Raw genomic sequence first — 21110 nt, 5'->3', positions numbered from 1 at the left:
CCGTCCTGCACAGACTGTAGTGCGCGTATGGACTGAGTACCCCTCATGGACGACTTGTTGCGTGAGTTCCTGACCGAGAGCGCCGAGCATCTCGATACGGTCGATGCCGAACTCGTCCGGTTCGAGCAGGATCCGAACAACCAGACGATCCTGCGGAATATCTTCCGCCTCGTCCATACCATCAAGGGCACCTGCGGGTTCCTCGGCCTGCCGCGCCTCGAAGCGCTGGCCCATGCCGCCGAGACCCTGATGGGCCAGTTCCGCGACGGCATGCCGGTCACCGGTCCCGCGGTCAGCCTCATCCTCGTCACCCTGGACCGCCTGAAGGCGATTCTCGGCGATCTCGAAGCCACCGGCACCGAGCCGACCGGCAGCGACGACGACCTCATCGGCGCCCTCGAGGTGATGGCCTCGGCACCGATCGCGCCGGCCGCTCCCGCGCCCGCCCCCGAGATCAAGCTGCCCGACCCCGTCATCCGCGAACTGAAGCCCGGCGAAGTCACCCTGGAGGATCTCGAGCGCGCCTTCATGGAGGCCGAGGGTCCCGATCCGTTCGACGCCCCCGTGGCGGCCGCACCCGAGCCCGTCGCGCCTCAGCCCGTCGCTCTGGCACCGGAGCCCGAGGCGCCCGCCCCGATGCCGGTCCGGGCCGCCGAAGCCCCGGTGACCGAGGCACCCGCGAAATCCGCCGATGCGCCCGCCGCCTCGGACGGCGAGGGCGCGATCGCCAAGGTCCAGACCATCCGGGTCAATGTCGACACCCTCGAACACCTCATGACAATGGTGTCGGAGCTGGTGCTGACCCGCAATCAGCTCCTCGAGATCGCCCGCCGGCACGACGATTCCACCTACAAGGTGCCGCTCCAGCGCCTCAGCCACGTGACGGCCGAGTTGCAGGAGGGCGTCATGAAGACGCGCATGCAGCCGATCGGCAATGCCTGGCAGAAGCTGCCGCGCGTGGTCCGCGACCTGTCGTCCGAACTCGGCAAGCAGATCGAGCTCGTCATGAGCGGCGCCGAAACCGAACTGGACCGTCAGGTCCTGGAGGTGATCAAGGACCCGCTCACCCACATGGTGCGCAACTCGGCCGATCACGGCATCGAGTCCTCGGCCGACCGCAAGGCCGCCGGCAAGCCGATGCGCGGCACGATCCGCCTCTCCGCCTACCATGAGGGCGGCACCATCACGATCGAGATCGCCGACGACGGCAAGGGTCTCGACCTCGCCGCCATCCGCCGCAAGGCCGTCGAGCGCAAGGTCGCGAGCCAGGCCGAGGTCGAGCGCATGACCGATGCCCAGGTGGCGAAGTTCATCTTCCACCCGGGCTTCTCCACCGCCGCCGCCATCACCTCGGTCTCGGGCCGCGGCGTCGGCATGGACGTCGTCAAGACCAACATCGAGCTGATCGGCGGTGTCATCGACATCAACACCCAGCTCGGCCGCGGCACCACCTTCACCATCAAGATCCCGCTCACCCTCGCGATCATCGCCGCCCTCATCGTGAAGGCCGGCGAGCAGCGCTTCGCGGTGCCTCAGGTGGCGGTGCTGGAGCTGGTGCGGGTCGACAAGGCGACCGCGCAGAAGGTCGAGCGCATCAACGGTTCGCCGGTTCTGCGCCTGCGCGAGCGCCTGCTGCCGATCGTCACCCTGACGGGCGTGCTCGGCCAGGATCAGGCCGCCGACGCCGTCGATTCCGGCTTCGTGGTGGTGGCCCAGGTCGGCCGCCAGCGCTTCGGCATCCTGGTCGACGAGGTCTTCCACACGGAAGAGATCGTCGTGAAGCCGATGTCCTCGAAGCTGCGCCACCTGCCGCTCTTCGCCGGCAACACCATCCTGGGCGACGGCGCCGTCGTGCTCATCGTCGATCCGAACGGCATCGCCCAGCAGGTCAGCCAGGGCTCGCAGTCCGGCGCGATCCCGGTCGAGGCCGAGGTCGAGGAGATCGAAGCCGCCGATGCCAAGTCCACGCTGCTCGTCTTTAAGGGCGGCGCCGGCAGCTTCAAGGCGGTTCCGCTCTCACTGGTGACCCGTCTCGAAGAGATCGAGTCGGCCAAGGTGGAATGGGTCGGCGGACGCCCGCTGATCCAGTATCGCGGTCGCCTGATGCCGCTGGTGCCGGCCGATCCGTCGATCGAGATCCGCAGCTCCGGCACCCAGGCCCTGGTGGTGTTCTCCGACGGCGAGCGGGCCATGGGCCTCGTGGTCGACGAGATCGTCGACATCGTCGAGGAACGCCTCGACGTCGAGATCGCCGCCGAGCGCTCGGACCTGATCGGCTCCGCCGTTCTGCGCGGCCGCGCCACGGAGATCATCAACATCGCCCACTTCCTGCCGCTCGCCTACGACGACTGGGCGCGCGGCCCGAAGAAGCCGGTCAAGCACAGCTCGACCCTCCTCCTCGTCGACGATTCCGCCTTCTTCCGCGACATGCTGAGCCCGGTGCTCAAGGCCGCCGGCTACAGCGTCATCACCGCCGCCAGCGCCGACGAAGCGGTGGCGACCCTGCTGTCGAACGGCCGCGTCGACGTGGTGGTGTGCGATCTCGAGATGCCGGGCCGCAGCGGCTTCGATCTCGTCGGCGCCATGCGCAAGGTCGAGGGTCGGGTGGCCAGCCTTCCGGTGATCGGCCTGTCCGGCACCATCGGGGCCGAAGCCATCGAACGGGCACGCACGCTCGGCATCGCCGATCTGGTGGCGAAGTTCGACCGCAGCGGGCTGATCTCGGCGCTGGCGGAGCTGGACGCGCCCAGCCTCGCCGCCGTCGCCGCCGCCGCCTGATCGCACAGCCCCCTTCGGAGTTCACGCCCATGATGCAGGCTGCCAACACCAATGCCGCGGATGCCGGCGGCACCCGTGATTTCGTCACCGTCTTCGTCGGCGAGACGATGTTCGGTCTCGCCATCGACCGGGTCCACGACGTCTTCATCCCGGCCGGTGTCACGCCGGTGCCGCTGTCGCCGCCCGAGATCGTCGGATTGCTCAACCTTCGCGGCCGCGTGGTCACCGCCCTGTGCCTGCGCCGGCGCCTCAGCATGCCGGCCCGGACCGGCGACGCGGCCCAGATGGCCATCGGCCTGGAACAGGGCGGCGAGACCTTCGCGCTCATCGTGGACGGGGTCGGCGAGGTGCTGAAGCTCGGAGCCGAGACGCACGAGCCGGTCCCGATCAACCTCGATGCCCGCTGGCGCGACCTGACCCTGGGCGTGCACCGCCTCGACGGCCGCCTCCTCGTCATCCTCGACGTCGACGCCCTCCTGGCTTTCGGAACGACCGCCCGCACCGCCGGTGCAGCGTGAGCGCGCAACGGGAGACTGAACCGATGAAAACCTGCCTCATCGTCGACGACTCCGCCGTCATCCGGAAGGTCGCGCGCCGCATCTTCGAGACCATGAACTTCCAGGTCGGGGAAGCCGAGGACGGCGAGAAGGCGCTCACCGCCTGCACCGAGACGATGCCGGACGCGATCCTGCTCGACTGGAACATGCCGACCATGGACGGCTATGATTTCCTGCGGGCGCTGCGGAAATCCCCCGGCGGCGAGAAGCCGAAGGTCCTGTTCTGCACCACCGAGAACGACGTCGGCGCCATCGCGCGCGCGCTCCATGCCGGGGCCGACGAGTACATCATGAAGCCGTTCGACCGCGACATCGTCACGGCGAAGCTGGCCCAGGTCGGGTTCGCCGTCGAGGCCGACGCGGCCTGACGCGGCCCCGGGCCGCGCCGCGCGCCCCGCGCCGGCCCTCTACCCTCTAGACCGCTCTTCTGCGTCGCTCAAACCGTGAATCCATGATGGCCGCCACCGCACCGACCTACGCGTCGACCCATCCGGCCCCGCCACCCCAGACGGGGCAGCGCGTCCGGGTGCTGATCGCAGACGATTCGGCAGTGGTGCGCGGGCTCGTCGCCCGCTGGATCGGGGAGGCCGGCTACGAGGTCGTCGCCACGGCCGCCAACGGCCGCATCGCCCTGGAGGCGATGTCCCGCCACGACCCCGACGTGATCCTGCTCGACATCGACATGCCGGAACTCGACGGCACCCAGGCCCTGCCGCTGCTGCTCGCCAAGAGCCCCGGCGTCCAGGTCATCATGATGTCGACCCTGACGACCCGCAACGCCGACATCTCGCTGCGCTGCCTCGCTCTCGGCGCCGTCGACTACATCCCGAAGCCCGAGAGCAATCGCGGCGTCACCACCTCGGACGCCTTCCGCACCGACCTGATCGAGCGGGTCCGCATCTTCGGCTCCGCCCGCGCTCGCAAGCGCGGCGCCTCCAGCGCGCCGATCCCAATCGCCCACGGCATGCCCGCCCACGCGCCGGTCTCGGCCCTGCGGCCGACGTCGCCCCTGGTCCTGCGTCCGAAGGCCCGCACCGGCATCGCGCCCCGCGTCCTCCTCATCGGCGCCTCCACCGGCGGCCCGCGCGCCGTCGGCGAGGTGCTGGAGAAAATCGGCACCGCCACCCTGCGCCAGTTCCCCGTCCTGATCGTGCAGCACATGCCGCCGGTCTTCACCGCGGTGTTCGCCGAGCATCTCGGCGTCCGGACCGGCCTGCCGGCGGCGGAGGGCAAGGCCGACGAGCGCCTCCAGCCCGGACGGATCTACGTGGCGCCCGGTGGCCGGCACATGGGCCTCGGCGGCAGTCGTCAGGACGTGACGATCCGCCTGCACGACGGCCCGGTGGTGAATTTCTGCCGCCCGGCCGTCGACGTCCTGTTCCAGGATGCCGCCACGATCTTCGGGGCCTCGGCCCTGGCGGTGGTGCTGACCGGGATGGGCTCGGACGGCACCGGCGGCGCCCGCGCGCTGACCGAGGCCGGCGCCGCGGTGCTGGCCCAGGACGAAGCGACCAGCACCGTCTGGGGTATGCCGGGCAGCATCGCCAAGGCGGGCCTGGCCCAGGCCATCCTGCCGCTGGCGGAGATCGGCCCGGCCTTGCGCAATCTTCTGACGGGGCAGGGCGCATGACCGACGTCGAATTCGATTTCCTGCGCGCCTACCTCAAGACCCGCTCCGGCCTCGCCCTCAGCGGCGAGAAGCGCTACCTCGTCGAGAGCCGCCTCGGCCCGGTCTGCCGCCGGTTCGACATCGCCACCCTGGGCGCGATGGTGTCGGCCCTCAAGAGCAGCCGCGACGTCGCCCTGGAGCGTGCCGTGGTGGAGGCGATGACCACCAACGAGACGTTCTTCTTCCGCGACCGCACGCCCTTCGACCTGTTCCGCGACGTCCTGCTGCCGGAGGCCATGGCCCGGCGCGCCAGCCAGCGCCGCCTGCGGATCTGGTGCGCGGCGGCCTCCACCGGCCAGGAACCCTATTCCCTCGCGATGATGCTGCAGGACGCGGCGCCGCGCCTCGCCGGCTGGACCGTCGACATCATCGGCACCGACCTCTCCACCGAAGTGCTGGAGAAGGCGAAGGCCGGTCTCTACAGCCACTTCGAGGTGCAGCGCGGTCTGCCGGTTCAGTCCCTGATCAAGCATTTCGAGCAGGTCGGCGAGCAGTGGCGCATCTCCGCGTCCCTGCGGCAGATGGTGGATTACCGCCCGCTCAACCTGCTGCAGCCCTTCGACGGCCTCGGCACCTTCGACATCATCTATTGCCGCAACGTGCTGATCTACTTCGATGCGCCGACCAAGGGCGACGTCCTTGCCCGCCTGAGCACCAGCCTGGCCCCGGACGGAGCCCTGCTGCTCGGCGCGGCCGAGACCGTGATCGGACTGACGGAGAAGCTGGTTCCGAACGCCCAGCACCGCGGCCTCTACGTCCAGGCCGGCCGCGCCCCCGCCGCCCGGCCGGCGGCCGGCGGCATCCTGTCCCCTGCGGCCGGGTCTCCCGGCCTCCTGCCACCCGCCGCCCAGACGGGCGCGGCCGCAGCGCCGCCCCTGCGCCGGGTGGTCGGGCTCTAGAACAGCCCGGTTGCCCAAAGCCACGCCCCGCCGGGCCGTCGCTTCGTTCGTCGTGAACCAGAGCCGGATGCGGTGCTTGGACGTTGGACGATTGCGGGCAAGCGTGAATCCGCGCGATGGGGCCAGGCCCCGCGATCCTGTCGACGGCTGAACCGACCACGACCCGGAACCACAGCCCCTTGATCGCCAGACACGCTGAGGTCCGGACACAAAAAAGGCCCCGCTCGCGCGGGGCCGTTTCACCGTCTGGCTCGGGTTCGTCAGACGGCGATGCGCTCTTCGCCCTCGTTGGGCTCGCGCAGCACGTAGCCGCGGCCCCACACCGTCTCGATGTAGTTCTTGCCCGAGGAGGCATTGGCCAGCTTCTTCCGAAGCTTGCAGATGAACACGTCGATGATCTTCAGCTCGGGCTCGTCCATGCCGCCGTAGAGATGGTTGAGGAACATCTCCTTGGTCAGCGTCGTACCCTTACGCAGCGAAAGGAGTTCCAGCATCTGGTACTCCTTGCCGGTGAGGTGGACGCGGGACCCGGAGACCTCGACGGTCTTCTGGTCGAGGTTCACGATCAGGTCGCCGGTGGTGATCACCGACTGGGCGTGGCCCTTCGAGCGGCGCACGATGGCGTGGATGCGGGCGACGAGTTCGTCCTTGTGGAACGGCTTCGTCAGGTAGTCGTCGGCGCCGAAGCCGAGGCCCTTCACCTTGTCCTCGATACCGGCCATGCCGGAGAGGATCAGGATGGGGGTCTTCACCTTGGCGACGCGGAGGTTCCGCAGCACCTCGTAGCCCGACATGTCGGGGAGGTTCAGGTCGAGCAGGATGATGTCGTAATCATACAGCTTGCCGAGGTCGATCCCCTCCTCGCCCAGGTCAGTGGTGTAGGTGTTGAAGCTCTCGGACTTGAGCATCAGCTCGATGCTCTGCGCGGTTGCGCTGTCGTCCTCGATCAGAAGTACCCGCATCGTCGGTCCCCAGCCCAGCCGGCCGTCTGCAGCGTACGGGCAAGCCCCCGCTGTTCGTCCACCACCGGCCCGTGGCGGACGCTCCCTCGTCTATGACGTGAAACGCTATTCGTTAATCGTTAACAAACCCTGATTCCCGGACGCAAGCACCCAAATCACCCCAGGTGCCGGCCGCGCCTCGAACCGTTGACGGTCTGTTCTCACAAGACCGGTCGCGGGTCGGATGCGAAGCCTCTGCAAATCGCCTCAAGTGCCTCGTCCGCAAGGACATGTTTCGCGCTGTCTCTCCGGCGCCACGACGCCGAAACGTCGTGTGGTCCGGAAGGAAATTTTTTAGGTTCCGGCTCAGGGCCGGCAGCCCGCTACAAGCCCGATGCCCACAGTGTTAAGGAGGGAGGTAAATGAATGGTTGAGAGATTCACCGATGACCCAGCCTGACCCTAGCGCCGCACGCTTGCGCCTGGCTGGAGCGCGCGGTGCGCTCGACGGCGTCGAGGTGCTGGAGACCTACGGACGGGTCGTGGCGATTCGGGGCCTGCTCATCGAGGTGGCGGGTCCGGTCGCGGCGATGCGCCTCGGCGGCCGCCTCGACATCGCCGTGGAGAACGGTCTCGGCGCCGTCCCCTGCGAAATCATCGGCTTTCAGGGCGACCGGGCGCTGGCGATGCCGTTCGGCTCCCTCGAGGGCGTCCGGCGCGGCTGCCCCGCCATGGTGCGCGACGAGGCCGCCGGCGCGGTCCGGCCGTCCTCGGCCTGGCTCGGACGGACCATCGATGCCCTCGGCCGCCCGATCGACGGGCTGGGGCCGCTGCCGCCCGGCCCGGCGATCTATCCCCTGCGCGCCGATCCGCCCCCGGCCCACGCCCGGCGCCGCGTCGGTCCGCCCCTCGATCTCGGCATCCGCTGCATCAACACCTTCCTGACCATGTGCGCCGGCCAGCGCATGGGCATCTTCGCCGGGTCCGGCGTCGGCAAGTCGGTGCTGCTGTCGATGCTCGCCCGCTACACCGCCGCCGACGTGGCGGTGATCGGCCTCGTCGGCGAACGCGGGCGCGAAGTCCAGGAGTTCCTTCAGGACGATCTCGGCGCCGAGGGCCTGGCCCGGTCGGTCGTGGTGGTCGCCACCTCCGACGAGCCGGCCCTGATGCGCCGCAACGCCGCCTACGTCACCCTGGCGATGGCCGAGTATTTTCGCGATCAGGGCGCGCAGGTGCTGTGCATGATCGATTCGATCACCCGCTTCGCCATGGCCCAGCGCGACATCGGCCTCGCCGCCGGCGAACCGCCCACCGCCAAGGGCTACACCCCCACGGTGTTCAGCGAGTTGCCGCGCCTGCTCGAGCGGGCCGGTCCCGGCACGGGGGAGGGGGCGATCTCGGGCCTGTTCACCGTTCTGGTCGAGGGCGACGACCACAACGAACCGGTGGCCGACGCCGTGCGGGGCATCCTCGACGGGCACATCGTGATGGAGCGCGGCATCGCCGAGCGCGGGCGCTATCCGGCGATCAACGTCCTGCGCTCCGTCTCCCGCACCATGCCGCGCGCCTGCGACCCGGAGCACCTGCCGACGGTGCGGCGGGCGCGGCGCCTGCTCTCGACCTATGCCGACATGGAGGAGTTGATCCGGCTCGGGGCCTACCGGGCGGGCGCCTCGCCGGAAGTCGACGAGGCGGTCGCCCTCATGCCCGAAATGGAGGCTTTTCTGGGTCAGGGTAAGGAAGAAGCAACTTCGATCGGCGAGGGTTACCGTCGCCTGGCAGAGATTGTCGGTGCCCCGTAAGGGGTCACCCCGACGTAATCATCCTGAAGCCGGGTCCGGTCGCGCAGTCCCCGCGCGCCGGCAGGCCGAGCGTTGCGTGGAGTGAACCCGTCCATGAAATCCCGTGACACGTTGATCCGGCTGCGACGCTTCCAGGTCGACGAGAAGCGTCGCCGCGTGACGCAGATCGAGATGATGAAGGCGGACTTCACCCGCATGGCGCTGGAGCTCGACCGCGAAGTGGCCCACGAGGAGAGCCGCGCCGGCATCTCCGATCCCGCCCATTTCGCCTACCCGACCTATGCCCGTGCCGCCGCCACGCGCCGGGACAACATGCGCCAATCGGCAGCCGCCCTCGAGGGCCAGCTCGCCGAAGCCAAGGCCGAACTCGGCGAGGCCTTCGAGGACCTCAAGAAGATCGAGATCCTCGACGACCGCGAGCGGACCGCCGAGCGCGCGGCCGAGGCCGCCCGCGATCAGGCCGCCATGGACGGGATCGGCCTCTCGCGCATCCGCGCCTGACCCCCGGTTTCGTGCCGGCCGCAGGCGCGAGCCGGCACGAAACCGTCATGATCCCGTGGGATGAGCCGGTCCTGCCAGGGCCAGACCGAACCTCGCTTGCGATGCGCCGCATCGTCGTGCAGGGAAAGGCCCGAACCAGGGGCGTGTCCGAACCACCATGAAGAAGATCAGCGATTTCATCTGGCCGATTATCGGCCTCGCCGCCGTGATCTGTTCGGGATACCTGCTCTACAAGGAACTGGCCGGCATCTCGATGGCCGAGATCAAGGGCAGCTTCGCGGCGATCCCGACGCATCGCTTCCTTCTCGCCGCCCTCTCGACCCTGGTCGCCTATGCGGCCCTGGCCTGGTACGACCGTATCGCCCTGCTGCATCTCGGCGTGCGCCACATCGGCTGGTTCTTCGTCTCGGTCTGCTCGTTCACCACCTACGCGCTGTCGCACAACATCGGCGCCTCGGTCTTTTCCGGCGCGGTGGTGCGCTACCGGGCCTACACCGCCAAGGGCCTGTCGGCGGCCCAGGTGGCGGTGCTGGTGGCCCTGTGCTCCTTCACCTTCGGCCTCGGCACCATCCTGCTCGGCGGCTTCGTGCTGACGGTCCTGCCCGACACCCTGACCCGCCTGAACGGCTACCTGCCGGCGATCCTGACCGACCCCGCCACCGCCCGCATCCTCGGCGCCGGCCTCCTCGCCTTCGTCGCCCTGTACGTGATCGGCTCGCTGCTGCACCTGAAGCCGCTGACCATCCGCACGTTCAAGCTCGAATATCCGCGTCCCCGCATCATGGCGCGCCAGCTCATCGCCGCTCCGCTGGAGCTTCTGGGTGCGGCCGGCATCATCTACTTCGCGCTGCCCGAGGCCGGCAATCCCGGCTTCCTTGTGGTGCTGGCGGTGTTCCTGGCGTCGTTCTCGGCGGCCCTGGTCTCCAACGCGCCGGGCGGCCTCGGCGTGTTCGAGTTGGTCTTCGTGGTGGCGATGCCCGACATCGCACGGCCCTCGGTGATCGCCGCGCTCCTGGTCTTCCGCCTGTTCTATTTCTGGCTGCCCTTCCTGATCTCGGTCGTCGTGGTGCTGCTCTACGAGCGCAACCGCCTCGCCTCGGCCCTGCGCGACAAGCCGCACGATTCCGCCGCGCCCGACGCCCCCCTGACCGCCCCGGGCCTCGATGCGAACGCCCTCGAGCGCCGCATGGAGAAGAAGCCGGTCTGATCCCGCTTCGAACACCCCCGTCGCAGCCTTGTCCGGGGCCTGTCGCCGAGCGCCCCGACCGGGGCACCCGGCGGCAGGCCCTTTTCGCTGTCCCGACGGGTGAGGAGGGTCACACCGATCCCACCGTGCGCAGCCGGGCGCGCGGATGGATCTCGGCCTGGCTCATCACCGGCGTTTCGCGCCGGAAGCGCTCGATGATCGAGCGCACGAAGGGCCGGGCCTGGACCGAGGTGACCAGCACCGGCATCTCGCCCATGCGAGCGGCGGTCTCGAAGCGATCGCGCACGGTGTTGACGAATTCGGAAAGCTTGGAAGGCTGCATCGCGAGATAACGCTCGTCGCGCTCGCCCGCGATCGCGTCGAGGAAGGCCTGCTCCCAGGCCGGCGACAGGGTGATGATCGGCAGCATGCCGTCCGGCCCCTGGTATTGGGCGCAGATCTGGCGCCCGAGCCGGGCGCGGACGTGCTCGACGATGTCGCGCGGGTTCTTCACGTGCCCCGCCACCTCGGCGATGCCCTCGATGATCGCCCCGAGATCGCGGATCGAGACCCGCTCGGCCAGGAGGAACTGCAACACGCGCTGGATGCCGGTGGTGCCGATCTGGCTCGGCATGACCTCCTTGAGGAGGTCGGCATGCTCCTTCGAGACCTCGCGCAGCAGCTTCTGGACTTCGACGTGGTTCAGGAGTTCGGAGACGTGGGCCTTGATGATCTCGGTGAGATGGGTCGAGACCACGGTGGCGGCGTCCACCACGGTGTAGCCCTTGAGCTGGGCCTGATCGCGCAGGGAGGCGTCGATCCAGGTGGCGGGCAGACCGAAGGTCGGCTCCAGCATGTGCTGGCCGGGCAGCTGCACCTGCCCACCCATCGGGTCCATCGCCATGAACTGACCGGGGAAGATCTGGCCCGTTCCGGCCTCGATCTCCTTGACGCGGATCACGTAGGCGTTGGCATCGAGCTGGACGTTGTCGAGGATGCGGACCGACGGCATCACGAAGCCGAGTTCGGCCGCGAGCTGCCGGCGCAGGGCCTTGATCTGGTCGGTGAGGCGGTCCTGCCCTTCCGGGCCGTTGACCAGTGCCAGCAGGGCGTAGCCCATCTCCAGCTTGAGGTCGTCGAGCTTGAGGAGGTCGGTGACGGTCTCCTCCTTGGCGGCCTGGGCGGCGGCGACGGCGGAGGCGTCCATCGGCGCCCCGTCTGCGTCGAGGGGCGGCGCCTCGCGGGCGACCTTGGCGAAGTGCCAGGCGGCATAGCCGGAGGCGACGGCCAGGCCGAGGAACGGCAGCATCGGCATGCCGGGCAGGAGCGCGATCAGCACCATGACGCCCGAAGACATGCCGAGCGCCTTCGGATAGTTCGCGAGCTGCTTGCCGAGCGCCTTGTCGGCCGAGCCCTTCACGCCGGCCTTCGACACCAGGATGCCGGCCGCCGCCGACACGATGAGGGCCGGAACCTGGGAGGCCAGCCCGTCGCCGATGGTGAGCAGGGTGTAGGTCTTGGCCGCCCCCAGGAACGGCATGCCCTGCTGGGCGACGCCGATGATGATGCCGCCGATGACGTTGATGAAGGTGATGAGCAGCGCCGCGATGGCGTCGCCGCGGACGAACTTCGACGCACCGTCCATGGCACCGAAGAACGAGGATTCCTCCTCGAGGGCGCCGCGCCGGGCCTTGGCCACCTTCTCGTCGATCAGCCCGGCCGAGAGGTCGGCGTCGATGGCCATCTGCTTGCCCGGCATCGCGTCGAGGGTGAAGCGGGCCGCCACCTCGGCGATGCGGCCCGAACCCTTGGTGATGACGACGAAGTTCACGATGATCAGGATCGCGAAGACGATGATCCCGATGACGAAGTTGCCCCCCATCACGAAGTTGCCGAAGGCCTCGATGACGTGGCCGGCCGCCGCCGTGCCTTCGTGGCCGTGCCCGAGGATGAGCCGGGTCGAGGCGAGGTTGAGGGCGAGGCGCAGCAGGGTCGCGACCAGGAGCAGGGTCGGGAAGACCGTGAACTCGAGGGGATTGTCGATGAACAGCCCGGTCATCATGATCAGCACCGAGATGATGATCGAGACCGCCAGCAGGAGGTCGAGCAGGAACGCCGGCAGGGGGAAGATGAGCACCGTGAGGATGCCCATCACGGCGGTGGCGAAGAACAGATCGGTGCGCTTCGAGAGCGCGGTCAGGTTCGCCCGGTTGGGGATCGCGAAGCTCGCGAGATGCCCCAAGCTCCCCCCGAATCCCGCTGCCGGACCCGGCGTGGCGGCCGTCTCGCTCATCGTCACCCTCACGCCCCCAACGATCCGGGGACCAGGCAAGTTTTGCCGGGTTTAGGGTTAGCGAAGCGTTAACACCGGGCCAGACCGACCGTCCTGGGCCGGGATTATGAGGGACTGGAAGCCCTCGAACGCCGAGAAAGACCGGCGACGGACGCGCCCGGATTCGATGATACCGGGGGGCAGGTGCTTCCCCGACGCGCGCAGGCAGGCCTGGCCCGTCTGAAAGCCTCGGCCTCTGGGTCTCAGGCCCGTACCTGTCAGGTCATGTACTTCCGCGTGACCACGGCGCCCGCGAACAGGGCGGCGGCGCCCGCTGCGATCAGGCAGATCATCAGAACGCGACGGGGCTGCTGCGCCGATTCCGGCTTCACCGGCGGGACGATCATGCTGAAGAACTCGATCTGCCGGGCGGCGACGATACGCGCCCGCTCGTTCGAGGCCAGCACCTTGGCGAAGTACTTCTCGGCCTCCATGCGGTCGGCGTCGAAGGCCTCGAACCGGGTGAGGGCATCGGCCAGCACCCGGCGCTGCTCCGGGTCCTCGCTCGCCGACTGGCGCTCGATCCGGGCGATGTTGTCGTCGAGGTCCTTGAGCTGGGCCTTCATGTCCTGGATGCGGCGCGTCTCCGGCGAGAGGTCGCGCTGGCTCTGGATGAGCTGGACGGCCAGGTTGATGCGGGTGGTCCGGAGTTCGCTGATGACCTTGAGATTGCTCTCGTTGGTCTTCTGCGCGTCGAGGACGCCGTCCCGGTTGCGCAGGGCCGCCACTTCGGTCCGGATCTTGGTCATCCGCTCCTCGGCCCGCTTCAGCTCGCGCGAGCTTTCCGCCACGGCATCGTCGCGGGCGCGGCTGCTCAGGGCGTTCACCATGCGCTCGCTCTCGGCCAGGATCGCGTTCGACAGATCGAAGGCTTCCTGCGGATCGAAGGCCGTGACCGTCAGGTTGATGATGCCGGAGCCGGCCTCGATCTTGGCGTGGACCCGCTCGTTCCAGTACTTCACCAGCTTCTCGACCGGCTTTTCCGGGTCGAAGCGGGATAAGTAGTCGATATCGGGCCGCGAGAACATCGCGCGCACCGAATGATGCTTCTCGATAGCCTCGATCATCGGACGGCTGACGATGTAGTTCATCGCGATCAGGCTGTCCTGCGCCACCATCTGGTGGCTCGGGGAACCCGAATTGGTCCCGACCTGATCGGGCGAGGCCTTCTCGACATTGCCGAGAGCCGGCCGGAGGGCGAAGCGCGATTCGATGACGTAGCGATCGGACGCGATGAGGCCGTAATAGACGATGGCGGCCAGGGTCGGGATCACGAAGCAGACCAGGAACAGCACCGGGATGATGGCGTCGGTCTTGACGTGGCTCTGATAGGAGCGAATGCCCTTCTTACGGTCGGCGAAGCGGGAGACGCGCGCGATCTGCTTGAGGGATTCGGCCACCGCGTTGGACCGGTCGGCCGTGGTGAGCGGTTGTCCCTGCGGGTTGCGGATTTCGATGCTCATGCGCCCCGGTCGTCCCTCTGGGTGGGCGAAGCCACCGCCCCGTCCGTGTCCATTCATTATCGCCGCGGCGAAACCGTGACCGAACCGGCCCGGACGCGCGCTCACGCGTTCAGGCGGCGATAGACTTCGATGGCGTCGTTGATGTCCTCGTAGACGATCGCGCGCCCGTTGATGATGACGATCCCCTGCTGGCACCAGGTGCGCAGGGTGTCCATGCCGTGCGAGACCATGATCACGTCGGCATTCTCGCGCCGGGCCGCGAAGGCCTCCTCGCAGCGCTTCTGGAAACGGGCGTCGCCGACCGCCGTCACCTCGTCGATGAGGTAGCAGTCGAACGGGATCGCCATGCTCATGCCGAAGGCGAGCCGGGAGCCCATGCCCGACGAGTAGGTCTTGATCGGCACGTCGAGATAGCTGCCGAGTTCGGAGAAATCCTCGACGAATTCCAAGACCTTGCGGGGATCCTCGCCGTAGATCCGGGCCACGAAGATGATGTTGTCGCGCCCCGTCATCTGCGGGTGGAAGCCGCCGGCGAAGCCCAGCGGCCAGGACACGCGCCGGTTGCGGATGACCCGCCCCTTCGTCGGCATCTCGGTTCCAGCGAGCAGCCGCAGGGAGGTCGACTTGCCGGCGCCGTTGATGCCCAGGATGCCGTAGCTGACCCCCGGTTTCAGGGTGAACGAGACGCGCTCCAGGATCGTGCGGCGGTGCCCGTCCGTCCGGTAGATCTTGGTCACGTTGTCGAAGCGGATCACGGCTGAGGAGGGCTCCCGACGGCGCGGCCGGCCCGATCGCGGGCGCGGACAGCACGTCACCGCGACGGGATCGCCGACAAAAGCGGCGAATCTGAGAAAGGGCACCCCGACCGGGTAGCGCCCCCCGCGCTCGTCCGAGGGAATTCCGAGGTCCCAATTCCAAGATCCTTCGGTCCCGATTCCGAGAAGAATCGGCAGCTTTGCCGTTCAGAGGCTTGCACGCCGCGGGTGCGGCTTGTACACGACGCCTCCCGGCGCCCTTGCGAAGCCCGGTCGCCCGAGCGGCGGCTGTGAGACGCAGGCCCGGGACCGGAGGGGTGGCCGAGTGGTTGAAGGCGCACGCCTGGAAAGTGTGTATACCGGAAACGGTATCGCGGGTTCGAATCCCGCTCCCTCCGCCAGATGCTCGTAACCCTCTGACAGCAAACGGTTTCGGCACGCGATAGCCCGTGTGGCGTCGTGGTGTCCCGGGGATGCGACGCCGAGGGTGCGGCGCGCCTTGAATCGGCTGTCGCCCTGCGGTCGTCGGACCGTGCGCCTGCGGGTTCTCACCGCTCTCATGGCGAGCGTGAAGCCCCCATCCAGGGCCGGACAGCGCTGGCGCCCGCCCCGTATCTCGGCGCGGCTCCGACAGTGGCGGCGTCCGGCTTTCACGATGCGTCTGGCCCGAGGCGCGGCGGCCGCAGCCGGACGGGTCTCGCAACCAGCCTCGACCCGCCTGATGCTGTCAAAAACGCGGCGAACTCGTCGCCAGCAACGGCACCGCACCGCCTCAGTCATGCCCGCCCCACAAGCCTCCAGCTCGCAACCAGAGCGCGAACTTACAAGTTGATTTCCCGTCTTCGCAGGCTTCACCGGCGTATTTGAGCCGCACTCTGCGATGCGATCCCGGGGCGATACTACGTAGGTGCGGCACAATCATGCGCCTGCGCAGTCCATCCAGACTGAACTCTGTCCAGATCTGCAAATTTTCTTAGGCTGAACGGATTTCCTCTTTCAAAAATGGGCGCGCCGCCCTAACTTGGTTAACGAAACGTTTTCGTGGAAGCGGCCGATGAACTCCCGGGAGGGCGGCTCGTGATCGGCGGCTTTCTGTGCCTGTAAGCAACTCAAGTTCCGGTTCTTTGCCAGAAATGAGAGGTCATTGCTTCGTCAACACTCGGTAGGACGTCGGCTGGATGAAGGTTGTTTGGATCAGCGGCCTTATTCCGCTCCCATTGACTGCCGGTGATCGGGTCTATTCTGCCCGTTTCGCGGAGGCCGTCGGCGCAGCCGGGGCAAACGTCTATCTCCTCGGTCTCAGTTCCGGAGACGGGCCGGACGATGCGGACAGCCTCGGGTCGGACGTCATCTTGCTGCCCGTCCACGCGGCGCAGCGCGGGCGACCGCGCGCCGTCGTCAGCCGGCTGCCCATCGTCACGGCGCGCTGCTCGCCCAGGACCATCCGCAAACGGATGCTGCGCCTGCTGGCGGAGGAAAAGCCCGACGTCGTCGTGATCGACAATTATGCGGCGGGTTGGGTGCTGCGGAAGCTCGCCCGCGTGCCCGAGAGCCGGTTCAAGCTCGTCTACATCGCCCATAACGACGAAGAGCAGGTCGCCCGCGACATCGCGCAGGCCTATAGGGGCAACACGCTGAAGAAGCTCGTCCTGGCGGCGAATGCGCTCAAGGTCGCCCATCTGGAGCGCAAACTGCTCCACGCGGCGGACCTCGTGGTCACGCTCACGGGCAGGGATGCCGAGATGTTCAAGCCGCGCCTGGCGGGCGCCGATGTGCTCGTCGTGCCCCCGGGGTTCGCCGGAGAACGGGTGGCCGCGCGGCGGATCGATGCTGCGGTTCCGCGCCGGGTGGTGATGCTGGGCTCCCTGCGATGGCTGCCCAAGAAGATGAACGTCGCCGCCTTCCTGACGGCCGCCGACGCGATCCTGGCCTCGGCCGGCGTCGAGCTGCATCTGGTCGGCGACGTCTCGGCCACGTTCCGGGCCGAATGGGAAGGGCAGCTCCGGGCGACCCGCTTCCTCGGCTTTGTCGAGGACGCGGAGCAGGTGATGGCGCAAGCCCGTCTGGGGCTCATCGTCGAGGCCGTCGGCGGCGGCTTCAAGCTGAAGGTGTTGGACTACATCTTCAATCGTCTTCCCGTGGCGGCCCTGGCGGGCTCGTTCGAGGGCGTTCCGGACGCCATCATGGACCATTGCCTGCTGGCCGGGGATGGCGCGGAGCTGGCCCGCAAGATCGTCGATGTCATCGACGATTTCCCGCGTCTGAACGCGATGCAGGAAGGCAGCTTCGCCGCCGCTTCGGGCACCTTCGACTGGAGCGAGAACGGCCGGCAGTTCCTGAACGTCCTCGAGTCCCTCGCCCCGGCCGGCCGGTACAGGGCTTCTTCGTCCGCCTCGTCTTCGGCCTCGTCCTCGGCTCCGTCTTCGGCCGGTTCGTGATCCGGGCCGCCTGACGTCCCGAGCCGCGAGCCGCAAGACGCCGTCGGTGGCCGGAGGTCAGGATGCGAGCCGGCCCGGAAGCGCTCCGCCGCCACGGACGCCACGCCCGCGGCCCGTCCCGCGGGGGCCTCGACCCGGGACTGGACAGACATTCGAAATCCGGCCTAGTCTTGCGGAAAGTCTGCCGCTAAGGGGGATAAAGCCCGGGCTTTATCCGACTTTTCAAATTGTCTCGGTGCGCCTCAGGCCACAAGGCGTGTGCAGATCCATGCATCTCACCTATCTGTTCGATCCCCTGTGCGGCTGGTGTTACGGCGCGAGTCCCGCATTGGCCTGGCTCGCCCAGAGGGAGGGTGTCGAACTGCGGCTCGCGCCCACAGGCCTGTTCGCAGGCGACGCGGCCCGCCCGATGGATGCGGCCTTCGCCGGCTATGCCTGGCAGAACGATCAGCGCATCGCGGCGCAGACCGGGCAGGTGTTCTCCGAAGCCTATCGCGCCCTGATCTTCGAGACTTCCGGCCTCGTGTTCGACTCGGCCGCGACCACCCTGGGCGTCGTGGCGATCGGGCTGACCGCGTCCGGCTCCGAGGCCGAGGGGCTGAGGGCGCTGCAGCAGGCCCGCTACGTCGAGGGACGGGATACCGCGGACCGTTCCGTCGTGGCGGATGTGCTGACCCGGGCCGGCTTCGCCGAGGCTGCCGCACGGGTGACGGCGTCCGACGAAACGCTCCGCGACAGCGGCCGCCGCCGGATCGACGCCGCGCGCCGGATGATGGCGCAGTTCGGGGTCCGGGGTGTTCCCGCCCTCGTCATCGCGGACGGGCGCGGCGCCCGGCTGATGCCGAGCGGCATTCTGTTCGGCGACCGGCAGGGGCTGGCCGCCGAGCTTCAGGCAGGATCAGGGGGATTATCATGACGCAGACCACCACGGCGCCCGAAACCGGATTGCGCTGGACCCACTTTCCCGCCGGGCCGGACGGCTTCTTTCGGGCCCCGGTCCTGGTCGAAGGGCCGACCGAGGCGATCCTGATCGATGGCGGGTTCACCTTTTCCGACGGTCGCGCCCTCGCGGAGGCGATCGCCGCCACGGGCAAGCGGCTGACCACGATCTATGTCAGCCAGTCGGACCCGGATTATTATTTCGGCCTGACGCCGGTCTGCCACGCCTTCCCCGAGGCGCGGGTGCTCGCCGCCTCGGCCACGGTGGCGGCCATCGCCGCCTCGGTCGACAAGAAGATCGCCGCCTGGGGGCCGCAGCTCGGAACCAACGGCCCGCAGACCCGGGACGGGACGGTGATGCCGGAGGCGTTCGACGGGGCTGCCCTCGCGGTCGATGGCGAGCGGGTGGAGATCGTGCCAGCCGCCGGTCTGCCCAACCGGCGCACCCTGTTCGTGCCGGCGCTGAACGCGGTGTTCGGCGGCGTCCTGATCTTCTCCGGCGTCCATGTCTGGACCGCCGACACGCAGAGCCCGAAGGCACGCGCCGCCTGGATCGCCGAACTCGATCGCATCGCCGCCCGCCGACCCGTCGTCGTGGTGCCGGGCCATCAGGTGCCGGACGCGGCGACCGACGCGTCAGCCCTCGCCTTCACCCGGGCCTACCTCCTGGCCTTCGAGGAAGAATTGGCCAAGGGCGGTGATGCCGCCGCGCTGACCGCGGCGATGCAGGCCCGGTTCCCGGGCCTCGGCATGGGCATCGCCCTCGACATCGGCGCCAAGGTCGCCACCGGTGCGATGAGCTGGGGCTGAGGGTGCCTCGGCTCAGGTGGTGAGGACAGCCCGTCAGAAGGCGTAGCGCACGGTGCAATAGGGCATCCGCTCGGCGAGCAGGGCCTTGAACCGGGCGAGCCATTGGCCCTTCCAGCCGGTGCGGTAGCGCAGGTTGGCTCCGCCGCCTTCCGAGACCTTCGCCTCCTGGATGTCGGGGCGCCACAGCAGGTCCTCGGCCTTGGGGTGCCATCCGAGATTGACCGCGTGCAGGTCGGCATTGTGGGTCAGGAGGATGATCTCCGCCTTCAGCTGCGCCCGGGCCGCCGGCCCGATGGCGTCGTCGATCGCCTCGAACAGCGCCCGCCAATCCGCCTCCCAGCCCTCGTAGAGGATCACCGGCGAGAAATTGACGTGGACCTCGTAGCCGGCGGCGACGAAGTCGTCGATCGCAGCGATGCGCTCCGGGATCGGGGCGGTGCGGACATCGACGATGCGGGCGATGCGCTCCGGCATCAGCGAGAAGCGGATCCGGGTCTTGCCCTGCGGATCGTAGGCGAGGAGGTCCCGGTTCACCGCCTTGGTGGCGAAGGAGGCCTTGGCGTTGAGCAGGTCGCGGAACAGGCCGACGAGGTCGCGCACGGTGTCGCTGACCATGGCGTCGACGGAGAGGTCGCCGTTCTCGCCGAGGTCGTAGACCCAGTGCGCGGCGTCTATGGTGTCGGGCTCGGTCAGCGGCCCCTGGCGGGCGGCGTGGCGGGCGATGGCGGCGGCCACCGCCTCGACATTGACGAACAGCGAAATCGGGTTGGCGAAGCCCTTGCGCCGGGGCACGTAGCAATAGGCGCAGGCCATGGCGCAGCCGTTCGAGGTCGAAGGCGCGATGAAGTGGGCGCTGCGCCCGTTCGGACGCATCGCCAGACCCTTCTTCACACCGAGCACCAGCGTCGAGCGCTTGATCCGCACCCAGTCCTCCACCGACCCCGCATTGCCGTGCAGGCTCGGGATGTTCCAGTGCGAGGGCACCACGATGCGCTCGGCCGCGGGGAAGCGATCGAGAATCTCCCGACCCCGCGAAAAGTCCGGCACCGCCGGCTCGTGGTAGATGGTGCTGACGTCGAGGAGTTCGCGGGCGCGCGCCATGGGCCTTCGGGCTGTCGGGCATTCCGGACCGCCGGCGGCCGATCCACAGCCCGGCAACGCGCCGCGACGGCGAGCGCTCCGTCGAAAGCGCGATCCGTCAGAAAGGCGATCCGTCGGAAAGGCGATCCGCGCGCGACCCCTACAGGCGGGCCAGCAGTTCGGCCTTCTTGGCGTTGAACTCGGCCGCGGTTAGGATGCCCTTGCGCTGAAGCTCCGACAGCCGCTCGATGGTCGTCAGCACGTCGCCGGCCGGTGCTGCCGCGTGTGAATCGGTCGAGGCCGGTTCGGGGGCGAACGGCTCGTGTGTGAACGGCTCGGGGGCAAAAGGTTCGGGCGTCGGAGGCCGCGTCCCGGCTTGCCCCTCGCCACGCTCGGCCCCGTCGAGGCGCCGCAGGGTCGCGAGGTCGATCGCGCCGGCCGGGCCGGAGAAGCGCAGGCTCGTGCCGCCGCCCTGCTGCTGCGAAACCCCGCTGATCAGGTGGTCGTCGGTGTCGTAGATGGCGACGCCGCTCTCGGTCTCGACCACGATGCGGCGCTGGGCCGGGAAATAGGCGTAGCGCATGCCGTTCTGCGACCCGGAGGTGGCCGGCGAGCCCCATTCGGCGGGCCAGAACGGACCCGTGCCGCGTTGCGGCTCCGGCCGGTCTCCGCCGCGCGCGGGGTCGGACCAGCCCGTCGCCGGCAGCGCGGCCGCGAGGGTGGTGCACAGGGCATCGACCCGGGCCTTGAGGTCGGTGTTGAACATGTCGCCGATCATGGTCATGCCGGAGCCGGACCATTGCCCGAACCCGCCGAGATCCGGGTGGTTGAACTGCGCCATCCGGCCGTGCCCGGCCTCGAGGGCGTGGACGAGGTGGCGCACGGCATCGAGGCTGACCCGGTAGCGGTCGGCGATGGCCTGCAGTCCGTTGGGACGATCCGTCATGCCCTGGTCTCCTCG

At 68.6% G+C, this 21110-nt stretch carries 17 protein-coding genes and 1 tRNA gene; 12 read left to right on the top strand and 6 right to left on the bottom strand.

Annotated elements, in window-relative coordinates; translation table 11 throughout:
* Nucleotides 1-45: 45 nt before the first annotated feature.
* The 5 genes from J7U37_RS00175 to J7U37_RS00155 all read left to right on the top strand — a co-directional run bounded on the left by J7U37_RS00175 (nucleotide 46) and on the right by J7U37_RS00155 (nucleotide 5903).
* On the top strand, nucleotides 46-2778 hold the full coding sequence (locus J7U37_RS00175; protein ID WP_247634448.1) for a hybrid sensor histidine kinase/response regulator: 2733 nt from the start codon (nucleotides 46-48) through the stop codon (nucleotides 2776-2778).
* 32 nt (nucleotides 2779-2810) lie between these two features.
* Nucleotides 2811-3296 carry a chemotaxis protein CheW gene (locus tag J7U37_RS00170; protein ID WP_056190412.1) on the top strand — a complete coding sequence of 162 codons (486 nt, stop codon included), beginning with the start codon at nucleotides 2811-2813 and terminating at the stop codon, nucleotides 3294-3296.
* A 23-nt stretch (nucleotides 3297-3319) separates the two neighbouring features.
* Nucleotides 3320-3703, top strand: a complete 384-nt coding sequence (locus tag J7U37_RS00165; protein WP_056481788.1) for a response regulator — start codon at nucleotides 3320-3322, stop codon at nucleotides 3701-3703.
* Between the two features lie 83 nt (nucleotides 3704-3786).
* Nucleotides 3787-4965 carry a chemotaxis response regulator protein-glutamate methylesterase gene (locus tag J7U37_RS00160; RefSeq protein WP_247634447.1) on the top strand — a complete coding sequence of 393 codons (1179 nt, stop codon included), beginning with the start codon at nucleotides 3787-3789 and terminating at the stop codon, nucleotides 4963-4965.
* Nucleotides 4962-5903 carry a protein-glutamate O-methyltransferase CheR gene (locus J7U37_RS00155; RefSeq protein ID WP_082503767.1) on the top strand — a complete coding sequence of 314 codons (942 nt, stop codon included), beginning with the start codon at nucleotides 4962-4964 and terminating at the stop codon, nucleotides 5901-5903. The genes J7U37_RS00160 and J7U37_RS00155 overlap by 4 nt, the downstream gene beginning before the upstream one ends.
* Nucleotides 5904-6163: 260 nt before the next feature.
* Here J7U37_RS00155 and J7U37_RS00150 read toward each other — a convergent pair whose 3' ends face one another.
* Nucleotides 6164-6865, bottom strand: coding sequence for a response regulator transcription factor CtrA (locus tag J7U37_RS00150; protein ID WP_019903129.1), 702 nt, complete (start codon nucleotides 6863-6865; stop codon nucleotides 6164-6166).
* Between the two features lie 424 nt (nucleotides 6866-7289).
* On the opposite strand from J7U37_RS00150, the gene fliI reads away from it, so the two are divergent.
* From fliI to J7U37_RS00135, 3 genes are all read left to right on the top strand, one after another.
* Complete coding sequence (fliI, locus tag J7U37_RS00145; protein ID WP_056481791.1) at nucleotides 7290-8645, top strand: flagellar protein export ATPase FliI; 1356 nt, start codon at nucleotides 7290-7292, stop codon at nucleotides 8643-8645.
* Between the two features lie 93 nt (nucleotides 8646-8738).
* Nucleotides 8739-9146 carry a flagellar export protein FliJ gene (gene fliJ, locus J7U37_RS00140; protein WP_056190161.1) on the top strand — a complete coding sequence of 136 codons (408 nt, stop codon included), beginning with the start codon at nucleotides 8739-8741 and terminating at the stop codon, nucleotides 9144-9146.
* Nucleotides 9147-9303: 157 nt separating this feature from the next.
* Nucleotides 9304-10353, top strand: coding sequence for a lysylphosphatidylglycerol synthase domain-containing protein (locus tag J7U37_RS00135; RefSeq protein ID WP_247634446.1), 1050 nt, complete (start codon nucleotides 9304-9306; stop codon nucleotides 10351-10353).
* Nucleotides 10354-10462: 109 nt separating this feature from the next.
* Here J7U37_RS00135 and flhA read toward each other — a convergent pair whose 3' ends face one another.
* From flhA to J7U37_RS00120, 3 genes are all read right to left on the bottom strand, one after another.
* Nucleotides 10463-12625, bottom strand: coding sequence for a flagellar biosynthesis protein FlhA (gene flhA, locus J7U37_RS00130; protein ID WP_056481797.1), 2163 nt, complete (start codon nucleotides 12623-12625; stop codon nucleotides 10463-10465).
* 257 nt (nucleotides 12626-12882) lie between these two features.
* Entirely contained in the window at nucleotides 12883-14127 is a 1245-nt protein-coding gene (locus J7U37_RS00125; protein ID WP_056481800.1) for a hypothetical protein, read from the bottom strand.
* Between the two features lie 101 nt (nucleotides 14128-14228).
* Nucleotides 14229-14882 carry an ABC transporter ATP-binding protein gene (locus J7U37_RS00120; RefSeq protein WP_056190152.1) on the bottom strand — a complete coding sequence of 218 codons (654 nt, stop codon included), beginning with the start codon at nucleotides 14880-14882 and terminating at the stop codon, nucleotides 14229-14231.
* Nucleotides 14883-15193: 311 nt separating this feature from the next.
* Between J7U37_RS00120 and J7U37_RS00115 the strand changes: the two genes are divergently transcribed.
* From J7U37_RS00115 to J7U37_RS00100, 4 genes are all read left to right on the top strand, one after another.
* A tRNA-Ser gene (locus J7U37_RS00115) sits at nucleotides 15194-15283 on the top strand.
* A 777-nt stretch (nucleotides 15284-16060) separates the two neighbouring features.
* Entirely contained in the window at nucleotides 16061-17320 is a 1260-nt protein-coding gene (locus J7U37_RS00110; RefSeq protein WP_247634445.1) for a glycosyltransferase, read from the top strand.
* Between the two features lie 268 nt (nucleotides 17321-17588).
* Nucleotides 17589-18236 carry a DsbA family protein gene (locus J7U37_RS00105; protein ID WP_247634444.1) on the top strand — a complete coding sequence of 216 codons (648 nt, stop codon included), beginning with the start codon at nucleotides 17589-17591 and terminating at the stop codon, nucleotides 18234-18236.
* Nucleotides 18233-19069 (top strand): MBL fold metallo-hydrolase, encoded by an 837-nt coding sequence (locus J7U37_RS00100; protein ID WP_247634443.1) that lies wholly within the window; start codon nucleotides 18233-18235, stop codon nucleotides 19067-19069. Before J7U37_RS00105 ends, J7U37_RS00100 begins: the two co-directional genes overlap by 4 nt.
* Nucleotides 19070-19102: 33 nt before the next feature.
* On the opposite strand, the gene J7U37_RS00095 is transcribed toward J7U37_RS00100, so the two are convergent.
* Both J7U37_RS00095 and J7U37_RS00090 read right to left on the bottom strand, forming a co-directional pair.
* Nucleotides 19103-20170, bottom strand: a complete 1068-nt coding sequence (locus J7U37_RS00095; protein ID WP_247634442.1) for a spore photoproduct lyase family protein — start codon at nucleotides 20168-20170, stop codon at nucleotides 19103-19105.
* A gap of 139 nt (nucleotides 20171-20309) precedes the next feature.
* A complete protein-coding gene (locus tag J7U37_RS00090) occupies nucleotides 20310-21095 on the bottom strand; it encodes an SHOCT domain-containing protein (protein ID WP_056190143.1) in 786 nt (261 codons plus the stop codon).
* Nucleotides 21096-21110: the final 15 nt, after the last annotated feature.

Origin of the sequence: Methylobacterium sp. 37f (assembly GCF_023093475.1) — a bacterium.
Classification (GTDB): domain Bacteria; phylum Pseudomonadota; class Alphaproteobacteria; order Rhizobiales; family Beijerinckiaceae; genus Methylobacterium.
The sequence above is the reverse complement of the archived record's forward strand: the minus strand, read 5'-3'. Positions and strand labels throughout refer to the sequence as shown.